Here is a 26,894-nt window from a genome sequence, read left to right as displayed (position 1 = left end):
TCCTCTTTTGCTTTCTTTTACTGTATCATAAAGACTATAAGTATACTTATAAAATGAGGGTAGAACATGAACGAACACGCACGTGATGAAGAATTAAACATTAATACAACAGGAGATCCTAACGCATTTACCCATTCATTTCACTATCACCGATACGAACCAACTCCTTATATAGGGCTTGATGAGTTATTTGGCGTGCTAACTTTATCATATGATGAAAGACTTGTTGATTTTGGTTGCGGGAAGGGAAGAATGAATTTTTATGTTCACTCCTATGGAAAGGGGAAGGCTATAGGAGTAGAATATGAAGAGGAATTTTATAGAAATTCGTTAGTCAACTTAGAGAATTACAGGAAAAAGTATGATGTAGTCCATGATGAAATTACTTTTTACCACGGGCTAGCAGAAACCTATCCGATTCAAACACAGGATACTATTTTTTATTTTTTTAATCCCTTCACTGTTGCTATTTTTAGAAGAGTGGTGAAAAATATACTTCATTCGTATGCTTCCTCTCCTCGTGATATTAGCTTGGTTCTCTATTATCCTTCGGAAGATTATTTGTTCTTCTTAGAGAATGAGACCAAATTTGTTCTGAAAAGAGAGGTCCGTATACCGGGACTATTTGAACACAACCGAAATGAACGATTTTTACTTTACACAATTGTAAAAAATCTGTAATCATACCCCCTTTACTTGTTCTCTATAATTAGAAGTAGAATGAATCTAAAGGAGGAGAATAGACATGGCAGCTGTACAAGAATTAATGACGTGGACATTTCATTTTGAAACCGATGTACCTAACGAGGTGACGGAAGTACTGATAGAAGGGGAAGAAGCGTTAGTTGCATACAAAACCGTGCGTGATGTTGCGGTAGTAACCAACAAACGAATTTTAATTGCCGACAAGCAAGGAATTACGGGGAAAAAGGTAGAGGTTTATTCAATTCCATTTAAGTCTATCGATATGTACTCCACAGAAAACAGTGGAACATTTGACACGAATTCGGAGATACAACTGTGGACAAAAGCGGGTATGTTTAAGCTAAACCTGAATAAAAAAGTGGATGTTCGTAAGCTAGATCGCATTATTGCGGAGGCCATTCTTTAAGTCGAAAAATAAATAAAAAGTGAACGAACTAGCTCATATTTAAGGCATAGAATTTTGTGCTTTTACATGAGCTATTTTTTTTGGAAAGATAGACTAATCTCAGTGAAAATAAGCTATAACAATATAAAAAGCTGCAAATCTAGAAATTGATTCTATGATGTTTTACAAGTAAAATAATTCGCAGTAATGAATAGGAGGAGTTCAATATGGAGCTTGCCATCGTAACAGGTGATTCTAAAGGATTAGGTTATAGTGTTTCACAATCATTCTTAAACCGTGGTATTGAAGTGATGGGTCTTTCTCGTAGCGGAAATTTCCTAGAAAATAATCATTATTCACATATCCAGTGTGACCTTGGGGATACCGGTAACCTAGAAGCATTGGTTGTAGAAATGGCTCAAAAGGTTGTGGATAAGAGTCCAAAACGACTCTATGTTGTGAATAACGCAAGTAAGGTGGAACCTATTGAGAGATTAGGATATCTTGATAATGTACAAATTCAATCAGCTATACATTTAAACTATGTATCACCACTGATTATTAATAATACATTCGTTCGAGAGTTGAAAAATTCTGAGGTCGAGCTAGTGTTTGTGAATGTTTCGTCAGGGGCTGCAGATACTCCTATTTATGGTTGGAATGTATACAACAGTACGAAAGCTGCCATGAATATGCACACTAGAGTGGTGGGGCTTGAGTTTGAACAGTTAGGGAAGCCCTATATGAGCATCGCGTTTAATCCAGGAGTAATGGATACGGATATGCAAGCGACGATTCGAGGGTCTAGCGAGGATGCTTTCTCTGATGTTGAAAGATTCCAAGAATTTAAGAAAAACGGAGTACTTCGCTCACCGATGGTTGTAGCAGAAGGCCTAGTGGAGTTACTAGTAGGCTCGGAGCTAGAAAATGGCCGAATTTATTCTGTGAATGAAGTATTATAAAAGATAAATTCACATGTACGGGCAAAGAAAGTTATAATACGGGCAATGTTCGTTGCGTTACGGGCAAAAAAATAGAATACGGGCAAAGTTTGTTGCATTATGGGCAAATTATTGAAAATACGGGCAAAATCAGTCCAGGCAAATGGGCATTCACCACACATATTTATCATGATCTTCTTAACGTATTCATTATCTCTTCAAGAAGTTAGCATTCCCATAAGAGAAGACAATTTCCAACAAACCCTTCATTAAAAAGGGTATAATGGAGATATTCAAGTTAAGCTAACCATAGAAATCTATCGTATGGAGGTACATAAAATGTTAACACAGGAGCTTGTAAAAGGGTTAAATGAACAAATGAACTATGAATTTTATTCAGCTAATGCCTACTTAGCAATGGCTGCTTATTGCTCTGCGGAAAGCTTAGATGGCTTTGCAAATTTCTTTTTAGTTCAAGCAGAAGAAGAACGATTTCATGCGATGAAGTTTTACAACTTTATTAATGATATGGGTGAGCGAGTTGTGGTAGAAGGATTCGGGGCACCTAAGAACACATTTGAATCCGTCCTTGATGCGTTTGAAACGGGACTTCAACATGAAAAAGAAGTGACGCGCAGAATCTATCGTTTAGCGGATATGGCCTTAGATGCTCGTGAGCATGCCACCATGACCTTCCTTAAATGGTTCATTGAAGAGCAAGTAGAAGAAGAGGCGCTGTTTGATAACTTAATTCAAAAGCTTAAACGTATCGATCAAGATAGCAATGCGTTCTTTATGCTTGAGAATGAGCTAGGTCAAAGAACGTTTACTCCAGAATCAGAATAAGGATTGATTCAATACCCATCAAAAGTTTAATTTTTTGATGGGTATTTTTTATTTGAATACGCTTCATTAAAGGTTAGAGGTGCCGGCCGAATACCTTGTTCTACCTCAAAGTTTTTGTCAGACCTAGTGCTGCGATAGTTGCTCCAGCAGTTTCTACATAACTACCAAATGCAACCAATTGATCACCTAGTTCCACTTGATCATTTAGTATATAAATTTCTCCTACAGCTTCTAATAAGGCTCCTATAGATAGAAATGTATTTCCTCCGATGAGTAATGGTGTATAAGGTGTTTCTTCTTCTAATGTATACGCAACTGCTTCTGATGCTGCCCCGAAGGATTGGATAATGTCCCCTAAAATATCAAGACGCAACCCTTCTTCCATACCTTGGATCAATTGATTGGCTGCGACTACATTGGTGATGTTTCCGGCAGCTTGTAGCCATGTACCAAAAATCCCTACTGTTTTGCCTTCACTTGGTTGAAGAATCATTTCTCTGGCTACTGCTTGAAGCGAATTACCAGTGGCTTCAATTCCGTTACCTAATGCCACCAGAGTGAGACCCTTTTTATCGGACTCTTCATCATCCCCTTTTACGATAATGGTTTCCCCAATGGCAGCCACAGTTGTTCCAGCAGACTGAATCCATGCTCCAAAAATATCTAACAGCTGCCCTCCTATCTTGTCCATTTTAGTAGCCCCTTTCCAATTATGTAGAGGTTGTAGTTACTCTGCAGTATCAGTGTATGCATTTGCTGCAAAATAGGGTGGAATCAATAGTGGAAAAAGTAAATTGGGTAGTTATAAGTGTTTTCACTCATATGCCACTTATAGTATATAGCTTTGTTAAATAACAGGTTTGTAAAATGGCTGGAGAAATTGTTCTGACTTAAAGATGAGAGCAAAGGTGAAAAAATGTGATTGACGAATACGTGTGCTGCAGATTGGGTTGCGAGAGAATGAAAAGTCGTGGGCGTTGTTGACGTGCGATTTTAGGAGAGATACCTAAAAAGAAAAAGAGTCGTACATCGTCCACATACTCACCCTACTTAAACTAGATGGAGCTTCACAAAAAACCGAATGAAAGCAATACTCTCATTCGGTTTCAGTCATTTAATTTTTTTTGTCAAACAATCGAGCGATCTCAATAATAACTTCTGTAGCTTTTATCATGTTATTCACGGAAGCATACTCAAATTTACCATGATAATTTTCTCCACCGGTGAAGATATTGGGGGTAGGTAATCCCATATAGGATAGCTGAGACCCATCGGTACCTCCCCGAATCGGTTTAATAACAGGCTCTACGCCTACATTCTTCATTGCGTCTGATGCGATATCAACGATCTCGCGAACAGGTAGGATTTTTTCACCCATATTGTAATATTGATCGTAAAGCTCTAGTTCAAGAGTTTCTTCACCGTACTTTGACTTTAATTCATCAATCACTTGTTTAAGGAATGTCTTTCGTTCTTCGAATGCTTCCTTGTCAAAATCACGGACCAAATAAGTTAAGACGGATTTTTCCACGTCTCCTTCAAAGGAGTTTAAATGGAAAAAGCCTTCGTATCCTTCTGTGTACTCAGGTGCTTCTTTAGCTGGTAGCTTTGCTTGGAGCTCCATGGCAATCTTCATGGAGTTCACCATTTTATTTTTTGCAGAGCCAGGGTGAACGTTTGTGCCTTTTACAATAACTTTTGCAGCTGCTGCATTAAAGCTTTCGTATTGAAGCTCTCCAAGGGGTCCTCCGTCTACGGTATACGCATATGTTGCACCAAATGCAGCTACATCGAATTTATGTGGGCCACGGCCAATTTCTTCATCCGGTGTGAACGCAACTCGGATGGTACCATGAGGAACTTCAGGATGTTGTATGAGGTAACTCATCGCCGTCATAATTTCTGAAATACCTGCTTTGTTATCGGCTCCGAGTAATGTGGTTCCATCTGTTGTAATTAACGAATGGCCCTTATACTGAGTCAGTTCAGGAAAATCTTTAGGAGATAGGACGACATGTAAGGATTCATTTAATACAATATCCTCTCCGTCGTACTCTTCAATTAGCTGAGGCTTAACATTTTTTCCTGTGAAGTCAGTTGCGGTATCCACATGGGCAAGAAATCCGATGACAGGAACATCCTCTTCTATGTTGCTTGAAAGGGTAGCCATCACATATCCGTTTTCGTCTATCGTTACATCGCTCATTCCGATTTCCTTTAATTCATCTACGAGCATTTTGGCAAGTTCAAGCTGTCCTTCCGTCGAAGGGCACGTACTGTTATCCAAATTTGATTGAGTGTCTACTTTAACATACCGTACGAGACGATCTATTAGCTCTTGTTTCATCTTTATCTCTCCTATTTTTATTGATTTATCAATAGTTTATCAGTGTCTAAAGCTAGTGTCGAAATTTAGCTTAAAGTCATACCATAGGTGCCGGCGCTTGGGACTTCTATGATGTGAGTGATAGTTCCAATTTTCAATTAATAGATTCGGTTAGCTATATAATGTCTGGGCCTTATAGTTAATTGTTTATGTATTTCACTGTGTATATTGGAATAAAAGGGTGGAAAAATCTTTTGTACGTGTTGGTTTGGAGTACGTTTGGATTGGCACTGAATGGATTTCTTATTTTTTACATGTGTTTCATTATGAAAAAAGGCTATGAATTTCATTGATCCTTCCCAATTTATTATATCGTTCAAACATTACAGGATTTGTTTTACCCTTCCGTATAAAAAGAAGGCATCTCAATTATAGATGCCTTCTCACATGTTTATTCTTCTGTATTATCTTTTGCTTTTTTGATTAACTCTTTTATTTGTTCGCGAGCTTCTTCTGTCGTTAATTCTCCAATATCCACTTGAGATTTAATATCCTCGATAGTTTGTCTTGTTTCCTCATCTAGGTTTTTAATAAGGTGTTTTCTTGGAAACTCAATACCTAGTTCTTCTATTTTTGCTTTCGCTTCTTCTTCTGTTAAAACACCAGCTTCCACTTGCTCTTTAATTTCTTCTAACTGCTGTTTAGTTTCTTCGTCTAATTTTTTGTGTTTGCGATGAAACTCAATACCTAGTTCTTCTATTTTTGCTTTGGCTTCTTCTTCTGTCAATTCACCAGCTTCCACTTGCTCTTTAATTTCTTCTAACTGTTGTTTCGTCTCTTCATCGAATCTTTCTCCGCCACGGTGTTTACCCGGGAATTTAATTCCTAACTCTTCTAGTTGTTCTCGAGCTTCTTCTTTTGTCAGCTCACCAGAATCCACTTGGTTTTTTAAGCTCTCTAATTGTGTTTTGGTTTCTTCATCTAATGAAGCTCTAGAATTTGTATCAGTAGCCTCTGACGTATCTAGGGAATTTGCTAATACAGCTGCAGGTGATAACACAGCAAAAGCAAATATTCCAGCAGCTACTTTACGTTTCCATGTACTTTGGTTTGACATTGTTATTCACTCCTTTTTAGTTGGAAAGGATGTCCTTTCCTTGCCTATATCATCTCCAATAAATATGACAAATTCATGAAGGTTCCAAGGCAATACTCGAAAGTTTCGAGTATATTTTTATGAAATTATTATTCTCCCTAAAAATGAAACCTATTCCCTAAGAGGTTACATACTTCTTTAGCATACAATCTTGATATCACAACATATAGTAAGGTATATGGGTCTGTACGAAATGAAAAGGAAAGATGGGCTGAATGTTAGTAGGAAGCTACTGTCATTTCATGTGTTAACCTACTAGTCAAAAGAAAGGTGTATGATATGATTCAAATTCAAAACACTTCACACTTTGCTGGAATCCGAATCATAGGAGATGTTCACTCCTTTCGTACCTTAGAAGAGGCCATTCATAAAATAGTTGGAGAGGAAGGGGAATATCCAATTTATGAGTCGGCGAGACTAAGAGCATTAGATTTTACAAAAGAATTCCAAAGTTCATGTACGGGAGATAGAGAAATCGTGTGTATTCATCATGGATTAGCGAGTGAGGTTGTCAGGTCTAATCAAATCGCGCAGCAGGAAAATGTATATATTGGATTCCAATCCCTTTGGCCGGAAGCCCTATTTTTTACCATGGTGATGAATGATTTTATAAAACTATATGAAAAAAAAGTCAAGCATCCGGCTATAGATATAGTGGTTTCAACCATAAGGCAATTTCAATCAGGGGTTTATTTATGCATGGAGGAGATGTTGTCAAAGCAAACCTACATGAGAATCATCAATATGATTCACAGAAATAATGCGCGGTTCAATCAATACATTACTCAATATGTAGATTACTTAAACACTCTATACGTAGAGCTTGATAAGGAAAAAAGGAAGCTTAATATGATCTTGTTGGTCAAGCGTCTTTCAGTAAAAGGGAGAGATTATCAGGAATACAAGTTTAAGATTATGGAAGAGGCAAGGGAACAAAATTGCTCTCATGATGAAATCGAGGTTGGAAAACAAACCTTAAGTAAAATTATTTGGTAAAGGAATTTGTCGCTAAGTTACTGTTGACCTTTTTCTATGCTTCTGTGTACACTAAGATTAGTTGATAGAAAATTTAGAAAATACAGGTGCCGTTATGACGTTACAATTATCACATCGAATTGGCAGAATGGCTAGTTTATTAGCACTTGGAGAACAAATTGAATTACCTGCTGAATGTGTGAGTTGTGTGGGGAAAGTAGGGACGATGGACCTTCAAAAAGTTGTAGCTTCGATTGAAACAGCTGCTAAAAAAAGAAGGAATCATTCACCCTTCCTTATATCGCGAGACCCACGCTCTCTACCATGCAACAATGGAAGCGTTAGAAGGTGTAACAAGAGGAAGTGTTCAGCTAGGAAGTGTTTTAAGAACGGTTGGTTTACGATTTTCCGTAGTGAAAGGCAAACCGTACAATGAAGGTGCTGAAGGCGATTGGATTGCGGTTGCTCTATACGGAACGATCGGTGCACCCGTTAAAGGGGCAGAGCATGAAGCGTTTGGATTAGGAATCAATCATATATAAGAGCCCAGAGCGAAGTAGATAACTAGGGGGCTATAGTACATATCACATGTACTATAGCCTCTTTTTGTTTTATTAAAATAATGTTCAGTGAGGTGTTCGTCTTGATTACATTAGATGGATCTTCTTTAACACTAGAAGGTTTGAAGAAAATCGTATACGAAGGGTATCAAGTGGAAGCAGATGAAGAGGGTATGCTGAGGGTGGAAGAAAGTAGACGATGGGTGGTAGAGCTTGTCAGTAAAAAGAAAACGACATACGGAATTAACACAGGCTTCGGAAAACTCAGTGATGTGAGAATTGATCCAGAGTATACGGCAGATCTTCAATATCATTTAATCGTATCCCATGCCTGTGGTGTTGGAGACCCTTTTTCAGAAAAAGTTTCACGAGCTATGCTGGTACTTCGAGTAAATACACTTCTTAAGGGAATTTCAGGCGTTAGACCCATTTTAATTGATTTGTTAATCGATTGTATTAACAACGGAATTCATCCAGTTATTCCTAGTCAAGGCTCACTCGGAGCGAGCGGTGATCTTGCGCCACTCTCTCATTTAGCCCTAGTATTGCTTGGGAAAGGAGAAGTCTTTTATAAGGGAAAGAGATGTGTCACGTTAACTGCATTTGAAGAGTGTGGAATGACCCCTCTTGAGCTGCAAGCAAAAGAAGGACTTGCGCTCATTAACGGGACAGGTGCGATGACAGCTGTTGGAGCTATTACATGGATTGAAAGTGAAGAGCTTTTTTCACAAGCAGACCGAATAGCATCTACCACTTTAGAAGCATTAGAGGGAATCATTGATGCATTCGACCACCGTATCCATGAGGCCCGCGGCTATAAGGAGCAAAGTATGGTTGCAGAGCGTGTAAGAGATTATCTAAAGGATAGTAGGCTAATGACAAGGCAAGGGGGAAAGAGAGTTCAAGACGCCTATAGCTTAAGGTGCATTCCCCAAGTTCACGGAGCGAGCTGGCAAATCTTATCGTATGTAAAAGAAAAGCTAGAAATTGAAATGAATGCAGCTACAGATAATCCTCTTTTATTTTCGCAGGATCATATATTTTCAGGGGGAAACTTTCACGGTCAACCTATCGCGGTTGCCATGGACTTTTTAAAGATTGGGTTATGTGAAATGGCGAATATTTCTGAGAGACGTACGGAGCGATTAGTCAATCCTCAGCTGAACGATTTACCGCCATTTCTTAGTCCAGAGCCAGGTCTTCAGTCTGGTGCGATGATTCTCCAGTATGTGGCAGCTTCACTTGTTTCAGAGAATAAAACACTGGCGCATCCTGCTAGTGTGGATAGCATTCCTTCCTCAGGTAACCAAGAAGACCATGTGTCTATGGGGACAACAGCCGCACGTCATGCCTATATGATTCTACAAAATGTTAGACGTGTGCTTGCTATTGAGAGTTTATGTAATTTACAAGCTATTGAATATAGAGGAATAGAAAAAGCGAGTACTTCGACAAAAAGGTGGCATCGACTTGTAAGAAAAGAGATTTCATCTATAACAAAAGATCGAGAATTCGCACCTGATATTGAAAAAATGAACACGATTTTACAAAAAGGTAGAGGAGGAGAAGAGAATGAGTAAGTTTATTAAAGCAAATCATGGTTCAACACTTGTGACAAAAGGGTGGGTGCAGGAGGCAGCGTACCGTATGCTACAAAATAACCTAGACCCAGCGGTAGCAGAAAATCCGAATGACTTAGTCGTATACGGGGGGATTGGGCGAGCTGCAAGGGACTGGAGAAGCTATGAACGAATTTTGAAGAGTTTACGAGAATTAGAAAATAATGAAACATTATTAATTCAATCTGGAAAACCTGTAGCTGTATTTCCTTCTCATGAAGATGCCCCGCGTGTCCTCCTCGCGAACTCAAATCTAGTACCCAAATGGGCAACGTGGGATCACTTCCATGAATTAGACCAAAAGGGATTGATGATGTATGGACAAATGACGGCAGGAAGCTGGATTTATATAGGTACTCAAGGGATTCTTCAAGGTACGTATGAAACTTTTTCTGAAGCGGCTAGGCAACATTTTGGTGGTAGTTTGAAAGGAACATTAACCCTTACGGCAGGCCTAGGGGGCATGGGAGGAGCTCAGCCGCTTGCCGTAACCATGAATGATGGAGTCGTTATTGCGATTGAAGTAGATGAAAAGAAAATTCAAAGACGTATCGACTCTCGTTACTGTGATAAGATGGCCTATTCAATAGATGAGGCGATGAAATTAGCAGAGGATGCCATGAAAGAGGAGAGACCTCTATCCATTGGATTAGTAGGAAATGCAGCGGAAGTTCTTCCTAAGATGCTTGAAATGGGAATGAAAGCTGATCTTGTGACAGATCAAACAAGTGCGCATGACCCCTTAAATGGCTATATTCCAGCAGGCTTGTCCATACAAGAAGCTGAATTAATCAGACAACAACATCCTAATTATTACACAGAACTATCCAAAAAGAGTATGGCAGAGCATGTGAAGGCCATGCTAGGGTTTCAAGCCAATGGAAGCATTGTGTTTGATTATGGAAACAATATTCGCCAAGTTGCCCTTGACGAGGGAATACAGAATGCTTTTGACTTCCCGGGATTTGTACCAGCGTTTATTCGACCACAGTTTTGTGAAGGAAAAGGTCCTTTTCGTTGGGTAGCATTATCTGGTGATCCAGAAGATATTTATAAAACGGATAGAGTGATTTTAAAAGAGTTTGCACATAATGAACACCTTTGTAAGTGGATTCGAATGGCAAGGGAGAAAGTTCAGTTCCAAGGACTACCGGCACGTATTTGTTGGCTAGGGTACGGAGAACGCGCTAAGTTTGGAGAGATTATTAATGAAATGGTGGCAAGAGGAGAGTTAAAAGCACCCATCGTGATTGGGCGAGATCATTTGGATTGTGGTTCAGTTGCTTCTCCAAACCGAGAAACAGAAAGTATGAAGGATGGAAGCGATGCGGTTGCTGATTGGCCGATTTTAAACGCGTTAATTAACGGAGTGAACGGAGCGAGCTGGGTAAGTGTTCATCATGGTGGAGGAGTAGGAATGGGGTATTCCTTACATGCTGGAATGGTGATTGTGGCGGATGGTACACCTGAAGCAGGGAAAAGGCTACAGCGTGTATTAACATCAGACCCTGGTATGGGTGTAGTGCGACATGCAGATGCAGGTTATGGGAAAGCTTTAGAGACCGCAAAAAATCACAATATGAATCTACCATTCTTACAATAGGAGGCTCATGATGAAAGCAGATATTTTACTCTATAACATAGATCAGTTACTAACGATGGATCAAGGAAAGAAAGTTCTTCGTGGGGGAGAAATGGGCGTTTTACCCCTAATTGAGGACGGAGCAGTTGCTTGGAAGGATGGGGCAATCGTTGCGATAGGACATTCTTCAGAGGTGAATTTTGAAGCTACGCTTAAGATAGATTGCAGGGGTAAAATCGTTTCCCCTGGCTTAATAGACCCTCATACACATTTAGTGTTTGGGGGATCAAGAGAGCATGAAGTGGCAGAAAAGCTAGCGGGTACCCCTTACTTAGAGATTTTAGCTAAGGGAGGAGGAATTCTTGATACCGTTCGAAAGACAAGAGAAACGGATAGCGAGTCTCTTTACGAAAAAGCGCGTGTCCACCTAAATCGAATGCTATCCTTTGGTGTCACAACACTAGAAGCCAAGAGTGGGTATGGACTGAATGAAGAAACAGAGATAAAGCAACTGGAGGTTGCGAAAAAGTTACACCAAGAACACCAGATAGACATTGTCTCGACTTTCCTTGGGGCCCACGCTGTCCCCAAAAGCTACAAAGGGAAGGAAGAGCTGTTTTTACAAGAGATGCTAAAGCTCCTTCCTCGGATTAAAAAAGAAGAATTAGCCGAGTTTGTGGATATATTTTGTGAAACGGGAGTTTTCTCTGTTGAACAATCAAAAGAGTTTTTAATTCGTGCGAAAGAACTTGGATTCGCTGTCAAAATTCATGCGGATGAAATTGATCCATTAGGTGGAACAGAGATGGCTGTTGAAGTCGGAGCGGCTTCTTGTGACCATTTAGTAGGGGCTTCAGATAAAGGCAAAGAGATGGTAGGTCAAAGTGACACGGTCGCCGTGCTCTTGCCAGGAACTACTTTTTATCTAAATAAAGAGAAGTATGCAGATGCTCGGTCCATGATTGAACATGGTGCCGCCGTGGCGCTCGCAACAGATTTTAATCCAGGTAGCTCTCCTACGGAAAATCTGCAATTCATTATGAATCTAGCACTTTTAAAGTTGAAAATGACACCCGAAGAGATTTGGAATAGTGTCACAGTGAATGCTGCTTACAGCATTCATCGTAGTGATGTGGGTCGATTATCCCTTGGAAGTCCAGCGGATGTAGTCATCTGGAATGCCCCTAATTATATGTACATCCCTTATCACTACGGAGTGAATCATGCACACACGGTCTTTAAACATGGTGAAAAAGTATGGGAAGAAGGAGTTCGATATGAGTAAGAGCTTTCTACGAAAAGCAGGGAAAGCGGTATTTATTGACCGAGATATGGTGAAAGCACATGAGCTCCTATCGGATGGAGAAGGGGTGGTAGGGTTAATGGGACTTCCATTGTCGAAAACCTCCATTAGTCATTCAGGAGCTCATTTATCTCCGACAACCATTCGAGGAATGCTTGCTAGCTACTCAACGTATGCGGTTTCAACCGACCACGATCTAAAAGATGAAAGGATATTGGACGTAGGCGATGTATGGATGCATCCAACAGATCTAAACGAATCAAGAAATCGAATTCGGCGAAGTGTAGAGGAGACAATCGAGCGATTTCCTGATAGGCCAATGATTTATCTTGGAGGAGATCACGGGATAAGTTATCCTATCATAAGTGGCTGGAAAAACTCAAAAGGCAGGATAGGTGTGATTCAGTTTGACGCCCATCATGATTTGCGTAATGTAGAAGATGGAGGCAGAACAAATGGAACACCATTTAGAAGCTTACTAGAAGATGGAATCATGGAAGGGAAGCATCTGATTCAAATTGGGATAAGGGATTACTCTAATAGTCGAGCTAACACAGAGTATGGTAGGTCACAGGGGGTAACCATCTATACGATGGACGATGTTTTGATACAGGGCATAACGTCCATTATGAAAAAAGTTTAGACTACTTGCAGAAAGCTGTGGATGTCATTTATGTAAGTGTAGACGTAGATGTATTGGATCAAGCATATGCTCCTGGCTGTCCAGCCATTGGTCCAGGAGGAATGACTAGTAGAGAGTTAATACTCGGAGTAAAAGAAGCGGCTTCTTATGAAAAAGTAAGGGCAATGGATATAGTAGAAATTGATCCTACGGTTGATTTCAGAGATATGACGAGTAGAATTGGAGCACATCTTGTTCTGAGATTCTTGGAAGGCAAAGCTAAGAGACACTAAAATAGGAAAAAAAGATAGAATGATGCTTTTTAAGCGCAACATCCTATTCATTCTAGAGATCTTTTCTATTCGTTATCGTCTTTACTCGTCTGCTCTTGCTCCAATCTAATAAAAGGTATAGGAGGGCAGCGACGATTAATAGTCCATTTATTATACTAAATTCGTAACCGTAATATTGTGGTTCCCAATAAGAAACGATGCCAGGAATCACTGTATGTGATAAAGGATAAAAAAATAGGAATGGCATCTGAGACGTGGGTTAAAAAGTCGGTTACAACATGTCCAAGCCAGCCGTATACAAAAGCCATCCAAGGAGTTAATCGTAAACGAGTAACTAGTAGAGTGAAGAGAAATACGGTTAACCAGACGACAAGGGAATGTCCTCCTTGTCGTAGCACAAGGACAACGGGATGGTTAAACATCATCATGGTCAGTTCATAAAAAAGGAAATGGACCAGAGAGAGCATTTCCATCAAAAAGGAGTCCAGTCGTAAGTCCTAAATAAATAAACATCACATAATACACAACGTCTGGTAAAAGGCTACCAAGCACAAAAAACTTTACGAGTCCTTTACGCTTCCTGAATAGAAAATACGTCCAAAATCCGTGGTCTGGTGTATTCATTAAGATCCAATCCTCCTTTTTACCTTAGTTTAGTATAAAGAGAGACTCCCTACAAAGCTGTAAGGAGTCTTACGTTTCATTAAAGTTTGCCGTTCGCTACTAAAATCGCCTTAATGGCAGTGTATCCAATTTCTTCGCTCACTTTTTCTTTAATAGGCTTAAGTTTTTTTTCTTCTACTTGATCATAGGCCGTGAGAACCTCTTGTTCCATCTGGGCTGAATAAAATGAGGATAAATCAAGTGGTTCCCCTTCTGAATAGGCTTTGAACAAATGATTTTCAATCGTAACGGCAGATAACCCGCGTGCTTTCGCTATCTCTTTAATTGTTTGACCCGATTGGAAGGCATCAAAGCTTTGGAGATGACTTTTCCGCTCATTCTTGCGAGCCTCTTTATCAGACAAAGGTAAAGAAGCAGTAGCCTTACTTGGTTCGTGAGGATGCTCTTTAGTAAAATCTAGTAAGATGTCGAGAAAAACCTCGCCAAATTGATCAAGTTTTCTTTCTCCCACCCCTTTAATGTGAAGCATCTTATCCCGGCTTGTTGGGATGTACCTCGCTAATTCTTTTAACGTTGCATCAGAGAAGACAACATAAGGAGGAACTCCTTTTTCGTCCGCAAGTTTTTTCCTAGCTCCTCTTAACCGTTCAAAAAGCTCTTGATTATAGGATTCATCTAGCGTTTTTTGCACCTTTATGATTTTCATAAAAACAGAGCGTTCACCTTTTAGTACTGGTACAGCTTCTGGTGAGAGGCGAAGTGTCGGAAACTTTCCATCCTCTGTTAAAAGAATTCCTTCGGCTACCAGGAAGTTAATCATCGATGCAATGTCTTTTTCGGTGAAGTGGGAAAGCAGTCCAAACGTTGTGAGGTGATGGAACTTTAATTCATATACCTTCTGTGATTTTGAGCCTTTTAACACTTTGGCTGTAATGGAAGAACCAAATCGTTCACCCATTCTTTTTACCGTAGAAAGAATCATTTGGGCTTCTCTTGTGATTTCTTCTTTCACACTCTCATCTAAACAATTACTGCAGCGACCACAATCTTCTCTAGCGCCTTCATCGTTAAAATAATCTAAAATATATTGCTGCAAACAAGTTTGTATATAACAATATTGAATCATTTGTTGAAGCTTCGTGTATTCCATCTTTTTTCGATACGGATCTTCAATGCTTTGTTCAACTAAAAATTTCTGAAGCTGAAAGTCTTGTCCAGAAGCGAGGAGATAACAATCAGACGGCTCGCCATCACGTCCCGCGCGTCCTGCTTCTTGATAATACGCTTCTAGGTTCATTGGAATTCCATAATGAATAACAAATCGAACATTTGACTTATCAATGCCCATACCAAATGCATTGGTAGCAACCATCACTTGCACTTCATCATTGACATACTGAGATTGTGATTGTTCTCGTTCCCATTCCTGTAGCCCACCGTGATACATAGAAGAAGTGTATCCATTCTTTTGAAGCCAGTGATGAACTTGCTCAGTTGTTTTTTTTGTTAGGGCAATAAATAATTCCAGATTCATGTTGGTGTTTAACTAATAATTGTTTCAGAAAGTCCTTACGATCTACTCCTTTAATGAGGTGGAAGGATAAATTAGTACGCTTAAATCCTGTATGCACCGTACTTTCAGATTGAATATCTAAAAGGACTTGGATATCTTCGACTACTTCTCTAGTAGCTGTTGCTGTTAACGCCAATAATACCGGAAGAGTATGTAGTTGTTTAAGGTTGTGCATGATGGAACGATAGCTTGGTCTAAAGTCATGCCCCCACTGAGAAATACAGTGAGCCTCGTCAAAGGCAATTAAGTTCAGGGTTAGACGGTTTATGGTTTGAATAAACTCAAAGCTTTGAAATCTCTCTGGAGCTACATACACAAACTTATATAAGCCTTGTTCCATTTCTTGTAAAACGTGTTGTTGTTCAGCTGGGGATAATGAGCTATTAATGTAACAAGAGGAGATTCCGTTAGCCTTCAGAGCGTCCACTTGGTCTTTCATAAGTGAGATAAGGGGAGAGATAATAAGTGCAGTTCCTTCCTTCATCAATCCAGGTATTTGATAACAAATCGATTTCCCCCCACCAGTAGGCATAACGGCTAAGGAATTGTGTCCTTTAAGTACGCTTGTAATAAATTCCTTCTGACCTGGACGGAAAGTAGGGTAGCCAAAATAGGTTTGTAACAGTTGTTCAGGTGTCATGTCTTTTCCTTTCTGTGTATTTATAATGGATGTGTTTCGGTCTACTTGATCATCGGCAGCTTGACGGTGAAAGTAGTTCCTTTATTCTCATAACTTTCTACCTTAATTTGTCCACCTATATCTTGAATGATCATATACGATACCATAAGACCAAGACCAGTTCCATCTTCCTTTGTTGTGAAAAACGGTCCACCAAGCTTGTGAATAACGCTTGATGAAATGCCTGGACCGTTGTCTGATATCTTTATGGTAATGTCGTAGTATATTGCTCTAAGTTGAAGCGGTCGAACATATGCTTTCCAATTAGCGTATTGACATCATCTACTTCAAATAGATGACGTCCAGCATCGTTTATGTAAACCAAACAATCATCCATGACAAGTCCAATGGTGTCGATTGAATTTTCTAACAGTGTTTTGTACCTTCTATTACTTTGTATTAATGATGAAATATCTCTAGAGCTAGCAATGATCTCTTTAAGAGTACCATCTTCATGAAGGACAGAAAAGAGGTGAGACTCTATCCACAAATATTATCCATCTTTATTTTGTACTCTGAATTGGAGACTGATCTGTTTTTCCCCGAGAAGAATTCGTTCTGTCCCTTCTTTGGTGATAGTTTTTAAGTCATCTGGGTGAACAACGTATGAGAATCCATGCTGTAATAGATCGTATGAATCATAACCTAGTAAATCTTTAATGGAAGGCGAGATATAATTGACATCTCCGTTTGGTCCACTTCTTGTAATAATGTCGGTTATGTATTCAATAGGAATCCAGTCTGTCGTATTTCCCTTAACCACTTCTTGAAGAACTAAAATATCGTATTGATCGAGAATTCTAAGAGGATAGTAGCATAACTCTAAGGTTTTTTCATGATATTGAGCATAGGAGACGTAGGAATTTAGAAAGGATGGAGTGGTTGGTGTGAGGTGAAGAGGAAGAGTGATGTAAAATCTTGGATAGAGTCACGCCAATTAATTTTTCTTTTTCATTACAGTCGAGAAGTTGACGTGCTGCTTTATTTGGAAAGTAGATTCGATCAGTATCCATTAATTGAATGGCGTCAGGAAGGTAATCCACTATCTCAAAAACTTGGTCATGTTCAATATGTTGAAATAAGGTAAAAATAGCAACTTTCCTATCTGCTAAGTGAGAAGACAATTAATATCACTTCAATAATATGGTTTAATGACATTATATAATACTTTCTTTCAAGTAATAATGCATTAAAGGAAAATTTTAACAAAAATAAAACGAACTAGAAGGATGATCACTCTCCAAGTTCGTTCGTCTTCTGCTATATACTACATCTTTTTTCGTTTTCGTCTTTTTCGTGCATAGGTTTAATTGACTGAAGGGACTTCGATTATCAACAGGATCTTGTCTGCCTTCTCGTATTAACTTTTCACGCTGTTTTCTTGCTTTTGATTTTGCCATGTAAGATCACTCCTTTTCCAATTAGTAACAGTATACTATAGATTATTCTGCTGTGTAAAAAACTCCCCTGAAAATACAGGAGAGTTGTACTGTTTAGATTGTAAATCGCTTAATTTTTTCTTCTAATAAGGCAGCCTGTTCTGCTAATACACTCATCTGATGATTCATTTCCAGAACACTTGCAGATTGTTCTTCAGCAGACGCAGAAACTTCTTCAGCAGACGCTGCAGTTTGTTCTGTTACAGAACTGATGTTTCCTAATGAAGATATCACACCATTTTTAGAAGTTTCCACATCAATAATATAGCTTGTTACATTATGAATGCGAGTGATGGTATCTTGAATCGAACCTTCTAGCTCTTTAAAGATTGAAATCGTTCCTTCCACGGCTACTTTTTGATTATCCATAACATGGGATGCGTGTTCAGAAACTTCTATAGATTGGTTGGCAACCTTTGTAATGTCACTAACTAACGTTTGAATGTTGCGAACGGCTTCTTGAGATTGTTCAGCTAATTTTCGTACTTCTTCTGCTACAACAGCAAATCCCTTCCCGTGTTCGCCAGCACGAGCAGCTTCTATGCTAGCATTTAAGGCAAGTAAATTTGTTTGCTCTGCAATCGTAGTAATAATGGACGTAAAGGAAGATATTTCGTCGATTCGTTTCGTTAACATTTGTACAGACTCGCTAATTCCCTTGAAAGAAACCTCTGTTAGCTCTTGATTATTAGATAGCTGTTCAATCTTCGTCATACCCGTTTCATTATTGTTTTTCATCGCCGTTGTAGATTGATTCATCAACTCGGACTCTTCTTTCATTTGTTGGGCACTATACTCTAATACTTCTGCTCGTTTAACCCCTTCAGTCGCTTCTTCTGACTGATTCGTTGCCCCAGAAGCAATTTCTTGTATGGCGCTTGAAATTTGATCAATAGACTGAGTTGTTTGGTTCATCATATTCTGAAGGTAATTTGTTGTATTTTTCACTTCATTTGACACGTCTTGAGATTCTTTCACTAATCCACGGAAATTTTGAATCATTTCGTTAAAAGAAGATGCTAGCATTCCAATTTCATCGTCTCGTTTAATATCAATTGCTACTCTTAAGTCACCATTTTTCTATTTTTTCACTTGCTTTTTGAAGTTGTACAATTGGTTTTGTAAAACGATTCGAAATAAAATAAGTGACGACAACTGTCACAATAATAGCAGCCACAATAAAAATCACTAACATATTTGTCAGTTGTTTAATTTCAGCAAAAATGATATTTTCATCCACATTCATTCCAACATACGAATCAGAAGTAGGTTCATAAGCTACATAGGCAATTCGTTCAACAAGCTTCTTTGTAGTAGGGTCTTCAATAAAATAGGATGTAAAGTCATTTTGAGTGGAGGAGAGCATAGCGATGACATCTTCTCCCGTTCGTTTATCCGCTACATCAATTCTTTTTCCAATAAATTCTGGATTCGAATAGTATTGAAATGTTCCATCACTTTTCAATACAAAAACCGTACGGTCTATACTTAAATGTTCAACATACGCTTGGAAAGCTGCTACATCTTCTTTGGCAGCATCCTCCTGTATATACAACTCCTTTAACATCTCAACTTGACTTGTTAAGTAGTCCTTAGCTCCTTTTTCCATACTGCTTCGTGCTAGTGATAACGTAGTAAAGCTAATAATGGAAAGAAGGATTGCGAAAACTAGCGATAGTGTTAAGATCATTTTCAACTTGATGCTCTTCATCTTCATGGTGTTTCCTCCTAATAATTGTTATACATGTATTATTTCGAATGAATTGTGAAAAAGTTAACAGGTAAAAAGTACTATTATAGTAATAAAGTAATGAAGGTGGAAAAATTTATTAATAAGTACCATAAAAAGCATGGACTCCAATACTTGTATCCATGCTTAACAGATTCTATTTATTTCTTACTTTTTTCATTGCTGTGGCGCGCTGGTTTGCTGCATTGGCACGTGCCTGAGCTTCTAAATCTTCTTGGTCAGCTAGCTCTCTCGAATACTCTTCATCAATGCCATCTGACTTTAATTGCTTCGGTGTTTGAGGAAGATTGTTTTTATTTTTTTTGCCCATATGATTGAACCTCCTAAAAATAAAAGTCGAAACCATTTGGTCTCGACTTTTATTTTTTCTTACAGATAGAAGAAATATGTACGCATTATAAGTTGTTTTGTTTTGTATATCCTCCGGCTCTATCAGCCATTTTAAATTCTCTGGAATACGTTACTTCTTGGGAGCTAGAAAGTGTGGACTTTGTTCGTTCACGCTTCTTTTTCTTATCAGCCATATGAATCATCCTTTCATGTAAGGTACACTAGCATCTTGTCCTTCCATGAAAGGATTTATACCTAATAGATGTCTTCTAACGCTTCTTCTAATGTGGAATGTGAGAATGTATATCCTGTATGAAGCAGTACGTCAGGCAATACTTTTTGGCCATCAAGCATTAGGGTGCTCATCTCTCCTAGGGCTAGCTTTAATGCAAATCCAGGAACGGGCATCCAGTGAGGTCGATGAAGAACCTTCCCAATCGTTTTTCCAAACGTCTTCATTTGAAGGGGAGATGGAGCGACCACATTCACAGGACCTTTTACCTGATGTCGTGAAATAAATTCAATCGCTCGGGCTACGTCTTCTATGTGGACCCAACTCATCCACTGTCTCCCGGATCCAACTGTCCCGCCACCAAACAGCTTATACGGTAACGTCATTTTAGGAAGAGCTCCTTCGTCTTTGTCTAATATAATCCCAAACCTTGTGAATGCTACATCAACGCCGAATTCTTCTACGTTAGACGCTTCATCTTCCCAACGTTTGACCGTTATTCCAAGAAAGTCATCGCTAGTTGCCCGTGAAGTTTCGGTGTGGGTGATCGTTTCGCTTGCTTTATAAATTCCGATAGCACTCGCATTAATAAGTTTTGCTGGTTTTTTTTCTAAAGCTCCAATGATTCGTACTATTTCTTTTGTTGCAGAAATTCTGCTATTTAAAATCCGTTCTTTCCGCTCATCCGTCCATCGCCCACTATTAATACTTTCTCCAGCCAAATTCACGAATATATCAATGTCTTTTAGGTACTTCTCTGGTTCACTACCTTCACGTAACCATTCTACAAAAGAAATTCTCGAATCTTGATGCTTTTCAGGGCTTCTCGTTAAAATGGTCACATCATGCCCGTTTTCCAATAATAGTTCTGTTAGATGTTTACCAACTAAACCTGTTCCCCCAGTAATGGCGTAGCGCATGGTATCACTCCTTTCGAATAGGCTGTTATTAGGTTTATTTGAGAAGGATCTTAAAAAATAAACCATAGAAAATGTAACAGCCTTCGCTTCCGCTTCTTACTACTATATTACCTTGTTGAATAAGATAAAACTCTCTCTGATGTGTTAAAGTAATATGGAGGTGTTCAGTATGGGGATGATTTCTAAAATAACGACACAAAAGCGCAATACCGAGCGCTATAATTTATTTATAAATGGAAAATATGCTTTTAGTGTAGACGAATCTGTACTCACACGGTTTCAATTACGAAAGGGTCTAGAAATTGACGAAGAAGACATTCATAAGATTCAACAGCAGGATGATATCAGAAAAGCCATCAATGCGGCTGTTCACTATTTAAGTTTTCGTATGAGATCCTTTAAAGAAATCCACGATCATTTAAAAGAGAAGGAATATGAGGAAGTCGTCATAGCAAGTGCCATGGAAAAAATCCAAGAGTTAGGATACGTAAATGACCTGGAATTTGCCATTGCCTATTCCAACACACAGCGTGCAACAACGGATAAGGGACCGATAAGAATCAAACAGGAATTGCGGGAAAGGGGGTCCGCGACTCCTTTATCCAACAAGTGATAGAGGAATACCTTCTTGATGAACAAGTAGAAAAGGCCATTGGGATAGCCAGTAAAATTGTAAAAAAAGAGAAGAAGGCTTCTAGCTTACAGCGAAAACAAAAGGTAGAGCAATCTTTAACAAGGAAAGGTTATCCGTTTTCAGTGATTAGCATCGTTCATGAAGAGGTTTCCTATGAAGGTGAAGAGAATGAAGCGTGGGAAGCTCTTGTCCATCAAGGTCAAAAGCTACCAGCGCTATTCCACCAAGTACACAGGCTATGAATATGAGCAACGAATGAAACAAGCACTATACCGAAAAGGTTTCTCCATCCAAGAAATTGAGCGTCTGTTAACTCAATTAAAGGAGAACGAGTCTACTTTTTAGATTCTAAAATGATGGTATCTTCCGTTTCATGGTGAGCAGCAATCCAATCTGCCACCTCTTTAGGCGTTCGAAATCTTGATGGGTCTGCCACATGGGAAGAATTCTCCCAGAATGGCGTATTCATTCCACCCATATAGGCGTTAACAACGCGGGCAGAGCCTTCATATTCCTTCTGAAGGCTTTCTCCAAACCCTCTTAATGCAAATTTACTAGCCGCATACACCGACTCATTCACTTTTCCTCGAAGACCGGCAGTAGATATGATATTGATAATCTGGGGTGTAAAAGATTTTCCAACGCAATAATCTAGATAATGTTTGGCTAAAAGAATAGGAGCCAACGTATTCACTTGGAAGGTACGCTCTAAAGCTTCCCTAGTGACTTCTTTAAGTGGGCCAAAGCATCCAATCCCAGCATTATTAATGAATATCTCAACAGGATGTTCAAGAGACAGGTGGGTAAAAAGGCTTTCTACATTTTCTTGCAGAGAGAGATCGCAAAGGATGCTATCACTATTTGGCAATTGTTGTTTTACTTCTTCTAATGCCTGTTTATTTCGGCCAACCAGATGAATGAAATAGCCTTTACTGTGAAACGCTTCACTTAAAGCTTTTCCTAAACCAGAATTGGCACCAGTAATACAAACAGATTTCATACACACGTCCCCCTTTTTTGGTAAAATAATTTTATCATACAAAGAGCATTAGACAAACGGGAGGAACTTTCATGTCGAACGAAATAGAAAAACGATATAGTGAGATGACAGAGCATGAGCTACGCCAAGAAATTGCTGGGCTAAAAGAAAAGGCACGAAAAGCAGAACAGCTTGGTATCGTTAACGAGTTTGCCGTACTCGAGCGCAAAGCGATCATGGCCCAAGCGTATTTAATGGACCCAAACAACATACAACCAAAAGAAATATACGAACTCGAAAGCAGCCCTGGAGAATATTTTAAAGTAGAGTATTTAAATGGGGTATTTGCATGGGGATATCGTCTATCTGGTGGCGGCGCAGAGGAAGGGATTCCTATTTCGATGCTGAAGGTAAAATAAGAAAAAAGAACCGAGTGAGTCTACTCGGTTCTTTTTCGTCCATGGGGTGTTAGGATCTTTTACGAGTCTGATTCTCTAAAATAATTAAATCTTGAGTTTGTTGGGTCTGTCCATTAGCTTGGGAGTGAGCGTGCTTCGGATTATAGAAAGCCTTATTGAAAGGACTACTATATTTGCTTCGGTTGTAGCTATGCTTCATGTATGCCATATAGAATCACCCTTTTACAGTTCTAGTGAATCATTCTTACGGTTACCGGATGCATGCATGCGTTCCTGAGGATGCGTGTTAATCGTCCCGTTCGCACGTTTTGACGCATATTCAGCCTTAGCGCGAGGTTCACCTTCAAACTTATTGTTGTTCTGGTTTGGAAACCCGGTTGCTTTATTTCTCACAACATTCCCTCCCAAGATTGTTATCAACCGTGTCGGAGCAATTGCTCGAACACGTACTACTAGTATGGGTTATAATAGGGCTTATCATCACAAATTAAATGATGAAGTAGATGGAAGGAGTGGAAGAAAATGATGGATCGATACGAACAGCTCGCTGGCCTCCTTCGTGCTGCGAATCCACAAATTAGTGAAGCGAAAGCACGAACATGGGTAGAACTCCTTTGGGAAGACTTCGAGTCCACATATGCCAAAGCAGGCTACGACTACCAAGGAGTAGACATGGCAGAACGCTTTGTTAAAAATATCATTTCTATGTACGGCGGAAAATTACATGATTTTGCAGCGATGAATCCAAGATATGCTCACCTATTGGAGAGTAAAGACGGAAAGATTCATTGAAGTTGCTTGAATATATACTGCGCATCCTTTAGGGTGCGTTTTTTTTGTTTTAGTTTTTGGAGAGGAGGAGTGATGGTAAGGAGTTGTGTTGTTAGCAAGAGAAATGTGAAAGTGAATTTATGAGTAGAACGCAGGAGATGTGGAAACGCGCGCAAAGAATACGAAAAGAGGCGCGAGTTTAACTCGATTGGGCGCAGGAAGCACAAGTGAAAAGGCAAGAAATATTGGATTAGTCGCATGATTCGTTGGAAAACGTGCAAGCACAGTGGAAAAAAGCGCAACATCAACAGGAACCGGCGCCATTCTATTACTTAGGGATTCATTTTTCGAGTACTAAACAAAATATCCTACAAACATATATCATAAAAGCTTGTAACCGGCCATTACCGTAAAAGTTGTGCCCAATTCTGCCCATTTTGAATGGATTTAAGCCCATCTTAAGCCCTGATGTGGGCAAAATACCCTTGCCTTCTACATTTTGCCCACCATTTAATTAAAACCGCCCGTATCATTCACCCTCCCACCCAGTTAAACAATAGCACCGCCCACCCAAGCGAATTTAACCTACATTATAAACCGTACATCAGCATTACTACACCAAAAGTCTCTACAATCAAAAGACCCTTCGCGCAGCGCAAAGGGTCATACTTAACCAAACCGTCTCATCTATGCTCTTTTCTACCGATTAACATCTTATTTTGAAGCTTTCTCTCACTAAAAATCCAACCAGTATATGAATTTAGATGCTTTAATTCATCCTTTGTTAAATGCACAATCGCCACAAATGGATAGTGACCTTCACTACGGTAGCGTAAGTCGATAAAACGCACCTCATATTGGCCCTCTTGCTCTTCGATCTCCCAGCGATAAACAGGGGAGAATGATAAGAAGGCAGATACATTCTTGTCTTTCTGAACTTTATCCATGATAGGCGAATTGGGTAAGGGTACCTTCTCAAATTCATCTAGGATGGTAACGGACCGTCTGTATGCTCGGCCTACATAAAATTTATCTTCAGTTTCAACTGCCACACGCCATTGAAAAAATCGAAGAGTAGGGGCGATGATAATATTTTTAGCGGTTGGAATTCTTTTACGAACCACCTTACGAACAGCAGCTTGTAACATAAACCTAGCCCCGTAATACCCAATTAACACAAGATAAATGACAATAAAAAGTAATGCCTGGTTCGTATCCAAATGCCCATAGGACTAAACCAACAACATGCGCCAAAAAGATATAGGGATCAAATGTATTAATAATTCCAAGAGCTACCCATTGATGTGAAAACGGACGAAGAGCCTGGGTTCCATACGAATTAAAGATGTCTACAAACACATGGAGAAATACTGCTAAAAATGTCCATAGCCATAAATGAAGCAAATTGGCTTCTGGGAAAAAAGGATACACGACCGCAATAATAGCTAGTGGCCATAATAGTACGGCGGGTATGCTATGGGTAATCCCACGATGATGGCGTATGTAAACGGCGTTATTTCGTAATTTTAAAACAGTGTCGATGTCCGGTGCCTGTGAGCCAACGACTGTACCAATTAACACACTGGTTGCTGTTGCTGTGCTTGTTGCCACTACGGGGTCCAGTGTGGCAAGTCCTCCGAGTGCAAATCCCATGACCACATGTGTGCCAGTATCCAACCGAACTCCTCCTTTTGGAAATCTTTTATATGGTAGTATGACTTGTTTTGTTTTGATAATTTGATATGGTAAAGATATCTTTATTTAATGATGACAAAACGGGAAAAGGATTGCAAAGATTAATATCCCTGTACCTTATCTATTCCCATTTTAAACGGATTGTAACATGGAGGAATACTGTGAAAAAATTTGATTTACCACAACTAGAGGATTTCCCAATTGAGTCCTTTCAACAAGATCTAATAGGCTGGTTTACAGAGGAAATGCGAGATCTACCATGGCGAAAAGATCAAGATCCCTATAAAGTATGGGTATCTGAAATTATGCTTCAACAAACAAGAGTAGATACGGTCATTCCGTATTTTAATCGATTTATTGAACAATTTCCTACCATTGAAGCGTTAGCGACAGCTGATGAGGAGAAGGTATTGAAGGCATGGGAGGGACTAGGTTATTACTCCCGTGTTCGAAACTTACAAGCGGCCGTGCAAGAAGTTCATGAAACTTATGGGGGAGTCGTTCCGAATACTCCTGAAGAAATTTCGAAGCTTAAAGGAGTGGGTCCCTACACGACTGGAGCCGTATTAAGTATTGCGTACGGTGTTCCAGAGCCCGCGGTTGACGGCAATGTGATGCGTGTCATTTCAAGGGTTTTATCCATTTGGGATGATATCGCGAAGCCCTCCTCTCGTAAAATATTTGAACAGGCTATTCGTGAATTGATTTCCCATAAAAATCCGTCCTATTTTAATCAAGCTTTGATGGAACTAGGAGCGCTTGTGTGTACTCCAACCTCACCGTCTTGTTTACTTTGTCCTGTTCGTGAACATTGTCATGCCTTTCATGAAGGAGTAACGAGTGAGCTTCCTGTTAAAACAAAGAAAAAATCGACAAAAAGAGTACGATTAGCCTCGGCAATTTTAGTAGACAGCAGCGGCAAAATCGTTCTGCATAAACGTCCAAGTTCAGGATTACTCGCTAATTTATGGGAGTTTCCAATGGCAGAAGTCAATGCATTCTCGACCCCTAGAGAAGACTTAGTGAGATTTATTCAGGAACACTACAGCGAACAGGTGGAACTTGAGAAGGTTCAGTTAGATAAAATTGAACACATCTTCTCTCATTTAGTCTGGGAGGTTGATGTGTTTGTTGGAACGATCTCTGGCTCGATAAAAGAATCTGGTGCACGATTTGTGACGGCAGATGAATTAGAAGGAGACTATGCATTACCGGTTTCTCATCAGAAAATGTGGAAATCCTTTAAAGCTGAAAGAAAATAAAGAATGTGCTGGCTACCCACCAGCACATTTTTTTAGTCATACGAGACTCGTGTTCCGTGTCGCCAATCGGCTTCGTTTCGTTTTAAACCGCCTCGGTCTTCAATTTCTTCAACGATTTCTCGATGAATTGTTTGGCCTTCACTATTTAAATAAGGTACTATTTGTTGAAAGGCGTGGTGAAAAAAGGCAAGTTCTTCTTTCTTCCATTCATCCTTTGGTAGCATAGATAGCTCTGTCATATCGCGTCCAACATACATAGGAGAACCTCCTTTAT

At 39.5% G+C, this 26,894-nt stretch carries 34 protein-coding genes and 4 pseudogenes; 17 read left to right on the top strand and 21 right to left on the bottom strand.

All coding sequences use genetic code 11. From position 1 onward, the window contains the following. Window positions 1–66: 66 nt before the first annotated feature. The 4 genes from M44_RS03860 (at window position 67) to M44_RS03845 (ending at window position 2,877) form a co-directional block, all read left to right on the top strand. A complete protein-coding gene (locus M44_RS03860; RefSeq protein ID WP_010171054.1) occupies window positions 67–681 on the top strand; it encodes a class I SAM-dependent methyltransferase in 615 nt (204 codons plus the stop codon). A 64-nt stretch (window positions 682–745) separates the two neighbouring features. After that, window positions 746–1,111, top strand: coding sequence for a PH domain-containing protein (locus M44_RS03855; protein WP_010171052.1), 366 nt, complete (start codon window positions 746–748; stop codon window positions 1,109–1,111). A 206-nt stretch (window positions 1,112–1,317) separates the two neighbouring features. Beyond that, window positions 1,318–2,052, top strand: a complete 735-nt coding sequence (locus tag M44_RS03850) for an SDR family NAD(P)-dependent oxidoreductase (protein WP_010171051.1) — start codon at window positions 1,318–1,320, stop codon at window positions 2,050–2,052. 318 nt (window positions 2,053–2,370) lie between these two features. Beyond that, window positions 2,371–2,877, top strand: a complete 507-nt coding sequence (locus M44_RS03845; RefSeq protein WP_010171050.1) for a ferritin — start codon at window positions 2,371–2,373, stop codon at window positions 2,875–2,877. A gap of 100 nt (window positions 2,878–2,977) precedes the next feature. On the opposite strand, the gene M44_RS03840 is transcribed toward M44_RS03845, so the two are convergent. From M44_RS03840 to M44_RS20100, 3 genes are all read right to left on the bottom strand, one after another. After that, on the bottom strand, window positions 2,978–3,568 hold the full coding sequence (locus M44_RS03840; RefSeq protein WP_010171048.1) for a DUF6944 family repetitive protein: 591 nt from the start codon (window positions 3,566–3,568) through the stop codon (window positions 2,978–2,980). Between the two features lie 423 nt (window positions 3,569–3,991). Further along, the gene (pepT, locus tag M44_RS03835; RefSeq protein ID WP_010171046.1) at window positions 3,992–5,224 is read right to left on the bottom strand and encodes a peptidase T; all 1,233 of its coding nucleotides are present in this window, start codon (window positions 5,222–5,224) and stop codon (window positions 3,992–3,994) included. A gap of 430 nt (window positions 5,225–5,654) precedes the next feature. Continuing rightward, window positions 5,655–6,320 carry a hypothetical protein gene (locus M44_RS20100; protein ID WP_010171044.1) on the bottom strand — a complete coding sequence of 222 codons (666 nt, stop codon included), beginning with the start codon at window positions 6,318–6,320 and terminating at the stop codon, window positions 5,655–5,657. 318 nt (window positions 6,321–6,638) lie between these two features. Here M44_RS20100 and M44_RS03825 point away from each other — a divergent pair, with 318 nt between their 5' ends. The 7 genes and pseudogenes from M44_RS03825 to M44_RS27785 all read left to right on the top strand — a co-directional run bounded on the left by M44_RS03825 (window position 6,639) and on the right by M44_RS27785 (window position 13,754). Further along, a complete protein-coding gene (locus M44_RS03825; protein ID WP_010171042.1) occupies window positions 6,639–7,355 on the top strand; it encodes a DUF6904 family protein in 717 nt (238 codons plus the stop codon). Window positions 7,356–7,449: 94 nt separating this feature from the next. After that, window positions 7,450–7,876: pseudogene (gene hutP / locus M44_RS20095) on the top strand (hut operon transcriptional regulator HutP). A 101-nt stretch (window positions 7,877–7,977) separates the two neighbouring features. Continuing rightward, window positions 7,978–9,474, top strand: coding sequence for a histidine ammonia-lyase (gene hutH / locus M44_RS03815; RefSeq protein ID WP_010171038.1), 1,497 nt, complete (start codon window positions 7,978–7,980; stop codon window positions 9,472–9,474). Next, complete coding sequence (gene hutU / locus M44_RS03810) at window positions 9,467–11,116, top strand: urocanate hydratase (RefSeq protein WP_010171036.1); 1,650 nt, start codon at window positions 9,467–9,469, stop codon at window positions 11,114–11,116. The genes hutH and hutU overlap by 8 nt, the downstream gene beginning before the upstream one ends. Window positions 11,117–11,126: 10 nt before the next feature. Beyond that, window positions 11,127–12,380, top strand: coding sequence for an imidazolonepropionase (gene hutI, locus M44_RS03805; protein ID WP_010171034.1), 1,254 nt, complete (start codon window positions 11,127–11,129; stop codon window positions 12,378–12,380). Then, window positions 12,373–13,313 (top strand): annotated as a pseudogene (hutG, locus tag M44_RS20090) (formimidoylglutamase). The gene hutI and the pseudogene hutG overlap by 8 nt, the downstream one beginning before the upstream one ends. Window positions 13,314–13,529: 216 nt before the next feature. Beyond that, window positions 13,530–13,754, top strand: coding sequence for a hypothetical protein (locus M44_RS27785; protein WP_155814897.1), 225 nt, complete (start codon window positions 13,530–13,532; stop codon window positions 13,752–13,754). On the opposite strand, the gene M44_RS03795 is transcribed toward M44_RS27785, so the two are convergent. The 13 genes and pseudogenes from M44_RS03795 to M44_RS03740 form a co-directional block, all read right to left on the bottom strand. Beyond that, window positions 13,749–13,937 (bottom strand): hypothetical protein, encoded by a 189-nt coding sequence (locus M44_RS03795; RefSeq protein WP_010171028.1) that lies wholly within the window; start codon window positions 13,935–13,937, stop codon window positions 13,749–13,751. The two genes, M44_RS27785 and M44_RS03795, sit on opposite strands and share 6 nt — an antisense overlap. Window positions 13,938–14,016: 79 nt before the next feature. After that, window positions 14,017–15,471 (bottom strand): RQC domain-containing protein, encoded by a 1,455-nt coding sequence (locus tag M44_RS20085; RefSeq protein WP_010171026.1) that lies wholly within the window; start codon window positions 15,469–15,471, stop codon window positions 14,017–14,019. Next, complete coding sequence (locus M44_RS29260) at window positions 15,428–16,150, bottom strand: RecQ family ATP-dependent DNA helicase (RefSeq protein ID WP_010171024.1); 723 nt, start codon at window positions 16,148–16,150, stop codon at window positions 15,428–15,430. The genes M44_RS20085 and M44_RS29260 overlap by 44 nt, the downstream gene beginning before the upstream one ends. A 41-nt stretch (window positions 16,151–16,191) precedes the next feature. Continuing rightward, window positions 16,192–16,356: an ATP-binding protein gene (locus M44_RS25860; RefSeq protein ID WP_237705201.1), complete on the bottom strand. Its 165-nt coding sequence runs from the start codon at window positions 16,354–16,356 to the stop codon at window positions 16,192–16,194. A 38-nt stretch (window positions 16,357–16,394) separates the two neighbouring features. After that, a complete protein-coding gene (locus tag M44_RS03780; protein ID WP_010171021.1) occupies window positions 16,395–16,679 on the bottom strand; it encodes a hypothetical protein in 285 nt (94 codons plus the stop codon). Between the two features lie 3 nt (window positions 16,680–16,682). Further along, window positions 16,683–16,952 carry a PAS domain-containing protein gene (locus M44_RS27295; protein ID WP_010171018.1) on the bottom strand — a complete coding sequence of 90 codons (270 nt, stop codon included), beginning with the start codon at window positions 16,950–16,952 and terminating at the stop codon, window positions 16,683–16,685. Window positions 16,953–17,022: 70 nt separating this feature from the next. Next, window positions 17,023–17,313, bottom strand: a complete 291-nt coding sequence (locus M44_RS03770) for a hypothetical protein (RefSeq protein ID WP_010171017.1) — start codon at window positions 17,311–17,313, stop codon at window positions 17,023–17,025. A 78-nt stretch (window positions 17,314–17,391) separates the two neighbouring features. Beyond that, window positions 17,392–17,589, bottom strand: coding sequence for a hypothetical protein (locus tag M44_RS03765; protein WP_010171015.1), 198 nt, complete (start codon window positions 17,587–17,589; stop codon window positions 17,392–17,394). Window positions 17,590–17,682: 93 nt separating this feature from the next. Next, window positions 17,683–18,225, bottom strand: a pseudogene (locus M44_RS29765) (methyl-accepting chemotaxis protein); the annotation flags it as partial. Between the two features lie 472 nt (window positions 18,226–18,697). Beyond that, complete coding sequence (locus M44_RS03755; protein ID WP_010171011.1) at window positions 18,698–19,345, bottom strand: cache domain-containing protein; 648 nt, start codon at window positions 19,343–19,345, stop codon at window positions 18,698–18,700. Window positions 19,346–19,514: 169 nt separating this feature from the next. Next, window positions 19,515–19,688, bottom strand: coding sequence for a YfhD family protein (locus tag M44_RS25850; protein ID WP_010171009.1), 174 nt, complete (start codon window positions 19,686–19,688; stop codon window positions 19,515–19,517). An 85-nt stretch (window positions 19,689–19,773) separates the two neighbouring features. Continuing rightward, window positions 19,774–19,902, bottom strand: a complete 129-nt coding sequence (locus M44_RS25845) for a YfhE family protein (protein ID WP_010171007.1) — start codon at window positions 19,900–19,902, stop codon at window positions 19,774–19,776. Between the two features lie 61 nt (window positions 19,903–19,963). Beyond that, window positions 19,964–20,860 (bottom strand): TIGR01777 family oxidoreductase, encoded by an 897-nt coding sequence (locus tag M44_RS03740; RefSeq protein WP_010171005.1) that lies wholly within the window; start codon window positions 20,858–20,860, stop codon window positions 19,964–19,966. 169 nt (window positions 20,861–21,029) lie between these two features. On the opposite strand from M44_RS03740, the gene M44_RS27780 reads away from it, so the two are divergent. From M44_RS27780 to M44_RS27770, 3 genes are read left to right on the top strand one after another with little or no spacing between them, the layout of a single operon-like run. Further along, window positions 21,030–21,473, top strand: coding sequence for a RecX family transcriptional regulator (locus M44_RS27780; protein ID WP_010171003.1), 444 nt, complete (start codon window positions 21,030–21,032; stop codon window positions 21,471–21,473). Then, window positions 21,470–21,736, top strand: a complete 267-nt coding sequence (locus M44_RS27775) for a regulatory protein RecX (protein WP_010171001.1) — start codon at window positions 21,470–21,472, stop codon at window positions 21,734–21,736. Before M44_RS27780 ends, M44_RS27775 begins: the two co-directional genes overlap by 4 nt. Beyond that, window positions 21,648–21,839 carry a RecX family transcriptional regulator gene (locus M44_RS27770; RefSeq protein ID WP_237705200.1) on the top strand — a complete coding sequence of 64 codons (192 nt, stop codon included), beginning with the start codon at window positions 21,648–21,650 and terminating at the stop codon, window positions 21,837–21,839. Before M44_RS27775 ends, M44_RS27770 begins: the two co-directional genes overlap by 89 nt. On the opposite strand, the gene M44_RS03730 is transcribed toward M44_RS27770, so the two are convergent. After that, on the bottom strand, window positions 21,829–22,494 hold the full coding sequence (locus M44_RS03730; protein WP_010170999.1) for an SDR family NAD(P)-dependent oxidoreductase: 666 nt from the start codon (window positions 22,492–22,494) through the stop codon (window positions 21,829–21,831). The genes M44_RS27770 and M44_RS03730 overlap by 11 nt on opposite strands. Before the next feature lie 71 nt (window positions 22,495–22,565). On the opposite strand from M44_RS03730, the gene M44_RS03725 reads away from it, so the two are divergent. Further along, complete coding sequence (locus M44_RS03725; RefSeq protein ID WP_010170998.1) at window positions 22,566–22,892, top strand: YfhH family protein; 327 nt, start codon at window positions 22,566–22,568, stop codon at window positions 22,890–22,892. A gap of 49 nt (window positions 22,893–22,941) precedes the next feature. Here the strand turns inward: M44_RS03725 and M44_RS25835 are convergent, their stop codons facing one another. Both M44_RS25835 and M44_RS03720 read right to left on the bottom strand, forming a co-directional pair. After that, on the bottom strand, window positions 22,942–23,091 hold the full coding sequence (locus M44_RS25835; protein ID WP_010170996.1) for a YpzG family protein: 150 nt from the start codon (window positions 23,089–23,091) through the stop codon (window positions 22,942–22,944). Between the two features lie 23 nt (window positions 23,092–23,114). Further along, window positions 23,115–23,285, bottom strand: a complete 171-nt coding sequence (locus tag M44_RS03720) for a small, acid-soluble spore protein K (RefSeq protein ID WP_010170994.1) — start codon at window positions 23,283–23,285, stop codon at window positions 23,115–23,117. A 129-nt stretch (window positions 23,286–23,414) separates the two neighbouring features. On the opposite strand from M44_RS03720, the gene M44_RS03715 reads away from it, so the two are divergent. Further along, window positions 23,415–23,684 carry a YfhJ family protein gene (locus M44_RS03715; RefSeq protein ID WP_010170992.1) on the top strand — a complete coding sequence of 90 codons (270 nt, stop codon included), beginning with the start codon at window positions 23,415–23,417 and terminating at the stop codon, window positions 23,682–23,684. A 662-nt stretch (window positions 23,685–24,346) separates the two neighbouring features. Here the strand turns inward: M44_RS03715 and M44_RS20075 are convergent. Then, window positions 24,347–25,340 (bottom strand): annotated as a pseudogene (locus M44_RS20075) (metal-dependent hydrolase). Window positions 25,341–25,519: 179 nt separating this feature from the next. Here M44_RS20075 and mutY point away from each other — a divergent pair. After that, the gene (mutY, locus tag M44_RS03705) at window positions 25,520–26,620 is read left to right on the top strand and encodes an A/G-specific adenine glycosylase (protein WP_010170990.1); all 1,101 of its coding nucleotides are present in this window, start codon (window positions 25,520–25,522) and stop codon (window positions 26,618–26,620) included. A gap of 32 nt (window positions 26,621–26,652) precedes the next feature. On the opposite strand, the gene M44_RS03700 is transcribed toward mutY, so the two are convergent. Continuing rightward, complete coding sequence (locus M44_RS03700) at window positions 26,653–26,877, bottom strand: hypothetical protein (RefSeq protein ID WP_010170988.1); 225 nt, start codon at window positions 26,875–26,877, stop codon at window positions 26,653–26,655. Window positions 26,878–26,894: the final 17 nt, after the last annotated feature.

The organism is Bacillus coahuilensis m4-4 (assembly GCF_000171615.1).
GTDB classification, from domain to species: domain Bacteria; phylum Bacillota; class Bacilli; order Bacillales; family Bacillaceae_K; genus Bacillus_T; species Bacillus_T coahuilensis.
The sequence above is the reverse complement of the archived record's forward strand: the minus strand, read 5'-3'. Positions and strand labels throughout refer to the sequence as shown.

Bases quoted from the DNA above. Each gene is read 5' to 3' on its own strand.
- M44_RS03840 (WP_010171048.1), bottom strand. From the start codon at position 3,568: ATGGACAAGATAGGAGGGCAGCTGTTAGATATTTTTGGAGCATGGATT.
- M44_RS25850 (WP_010171009.1), bottom strand. From the start codon at position 19,688: ATGGGCAAAAAAAATAAAAACAATCTTCCTCAAACACCGAAGCAATTA.
- M44_RS03715 (WP_010170992.1), top strand. From the start codon at position 23,415: ATGATGGATCGATACGAACAGCTCGCTGGCCTCCTTCGTGCTGCGAAT.
- M44_RS03730 (WP_010170999.1), bottom strand. From the start codon at position 22,494: ATGAAATCTGTTTGTATTACTGGTGCCAATTCTGGTTTAGGAAAAGCT.
- M44_RS03725 (WP_010170998.1), top strand. From the start codon at position 22,566: ATGTCGAACGAAATAGAAAAACGATATAGTGAGATGACAGAGCATGAG.
- M44_RS03765 (WP_010171015.1), bottom strand. From the start codon at position 17,589: ATGGCAAAATCAAAAGCAAGAAAACAGCGTGAAAAGTTAATACGAGAA.
- hutI (WP_010171034.1), top strand. From the start codon at position 11,127: ATGAAAGCAGATATTTTACTCTATAACATAGATCAGTTACTAACGATG.
- M44_RS03700 (WP_010170988.1), bottom strand. From the start codon at position 26,877: ATGTATGTTGGACGCGATATGACAGAGCTATCTATGCTACCAAAGGAT.
- M44_RS03860 (WP_010171054.1), top strand. From the start codon at position 67: ATGAACGAACACGCACGTGATGAAGAATTAAACATTAATACAACAGGA.
- M44_RS29260 (WP_010171024.1), bottom strand. From the start codon at position 16,150: ATGACACCTGAACAACTGTTACAAACCTATTTTGGCTACCCTACTTTC.
- M44_RS20085 (WP_010171026.1), bottom strand. From the start codon at position 15,471: ATGAATCTGGAATTATTTATTGCCCTAACAAAAAAAACAACTGAGCAA.
- M44_RS25835 (WP_010170996.1), bottom strand. From the start codon at position 23,091: ATGAAGCATAGCTACAACCGAAGCAAATATAGTAGTCCTTTCAATAAG.
- M44_RS27780 (WP_010171003.1), top strand. From the start codon at position 21,030: ATGGGGATGATTTCTAAAATAACGACACAAAAGCGCAATACCGAGCGC.
- pepT (WP_010171046.1), bottom strand. From the start codon at position 5,224: ATGAAACAAGAGCTAATAGATCGTCTCGTACGGTATGTTAAAGTAGAC.
- M44_RS03740 (WP_010171005.1), bottom strand. From the start codon at position 20,860: ATGCGCTACGCCATTACTGGGGGAACAGGTTTAGTTGGTAAACATCTA.
- M44_RS03755 (WP_010171011.1), bottom strand. From the start codon at position 19,345: ATGAAGATGAAGAGCATCAAGTTGAAAATGATCTTAACACTATCGCTA.
- M44_RS03845 (WP_010171050.1), top strand. From the start codon at position 2,371: ATGTTAACACAGGAGCTTGTAAAAGGGTTAAATGAACAAATGAACTAT.
- M44_RS03850 (WP_010171051.1), top strand. From the start codon at position 1,318: ATGGAGCTTGCCATCGTAACAGGTGATTCTAAAGGATTAGGTTATAGT.
- M44_RS03795 (WP_010171028.1), bottom strand. From the start codon at position 13,937: ATGAATACACCAGACCACGGATTTTGGACGTATTTTCTATTCAGGAAG.
- M44_RS03855 (WP_010171052.1), top strand. From the start codon at position 746: ATGGCAGCTGTACAAGAATTAATGACGTGGACATTTCATTTTGAAACC.
- M44_RS03825 (WP_010171042.1), top strand. From the start codon at position 6,639: ATGATTCAAATTCAAAACACTTCACACTTTGCTGGAATCCGAATCATA.
- hutU (WP_010171036.1), top strand. From the start codon at position 9,467: ATGAGTAAGTTTATTAAAGCAAATCATGGTTCAACACTTGTGACAAAA.
- M44_RS25845 (WP_010171007.1), bottom strand. From the start codon at position 19,902: ATGGCTGATAAGAAAAAGAAGCGTGAACGAACAAAGTCCACACTTTCT.
- M44_RS20100 (WP_010171044.1), bottom strand. From the start codon at position 6,320: ATGTCAAACCAAAGTACATGGAAACGTAAAGTAGCTGCTGGAATATTT.
- M44_RS27770 (WP_237705200.1), top strand. From the start codon at position 21,648: ATGAAGGTGAAGAGAATGAAGCGTGGGAAGCTCTTGTCCATCAAGGTC.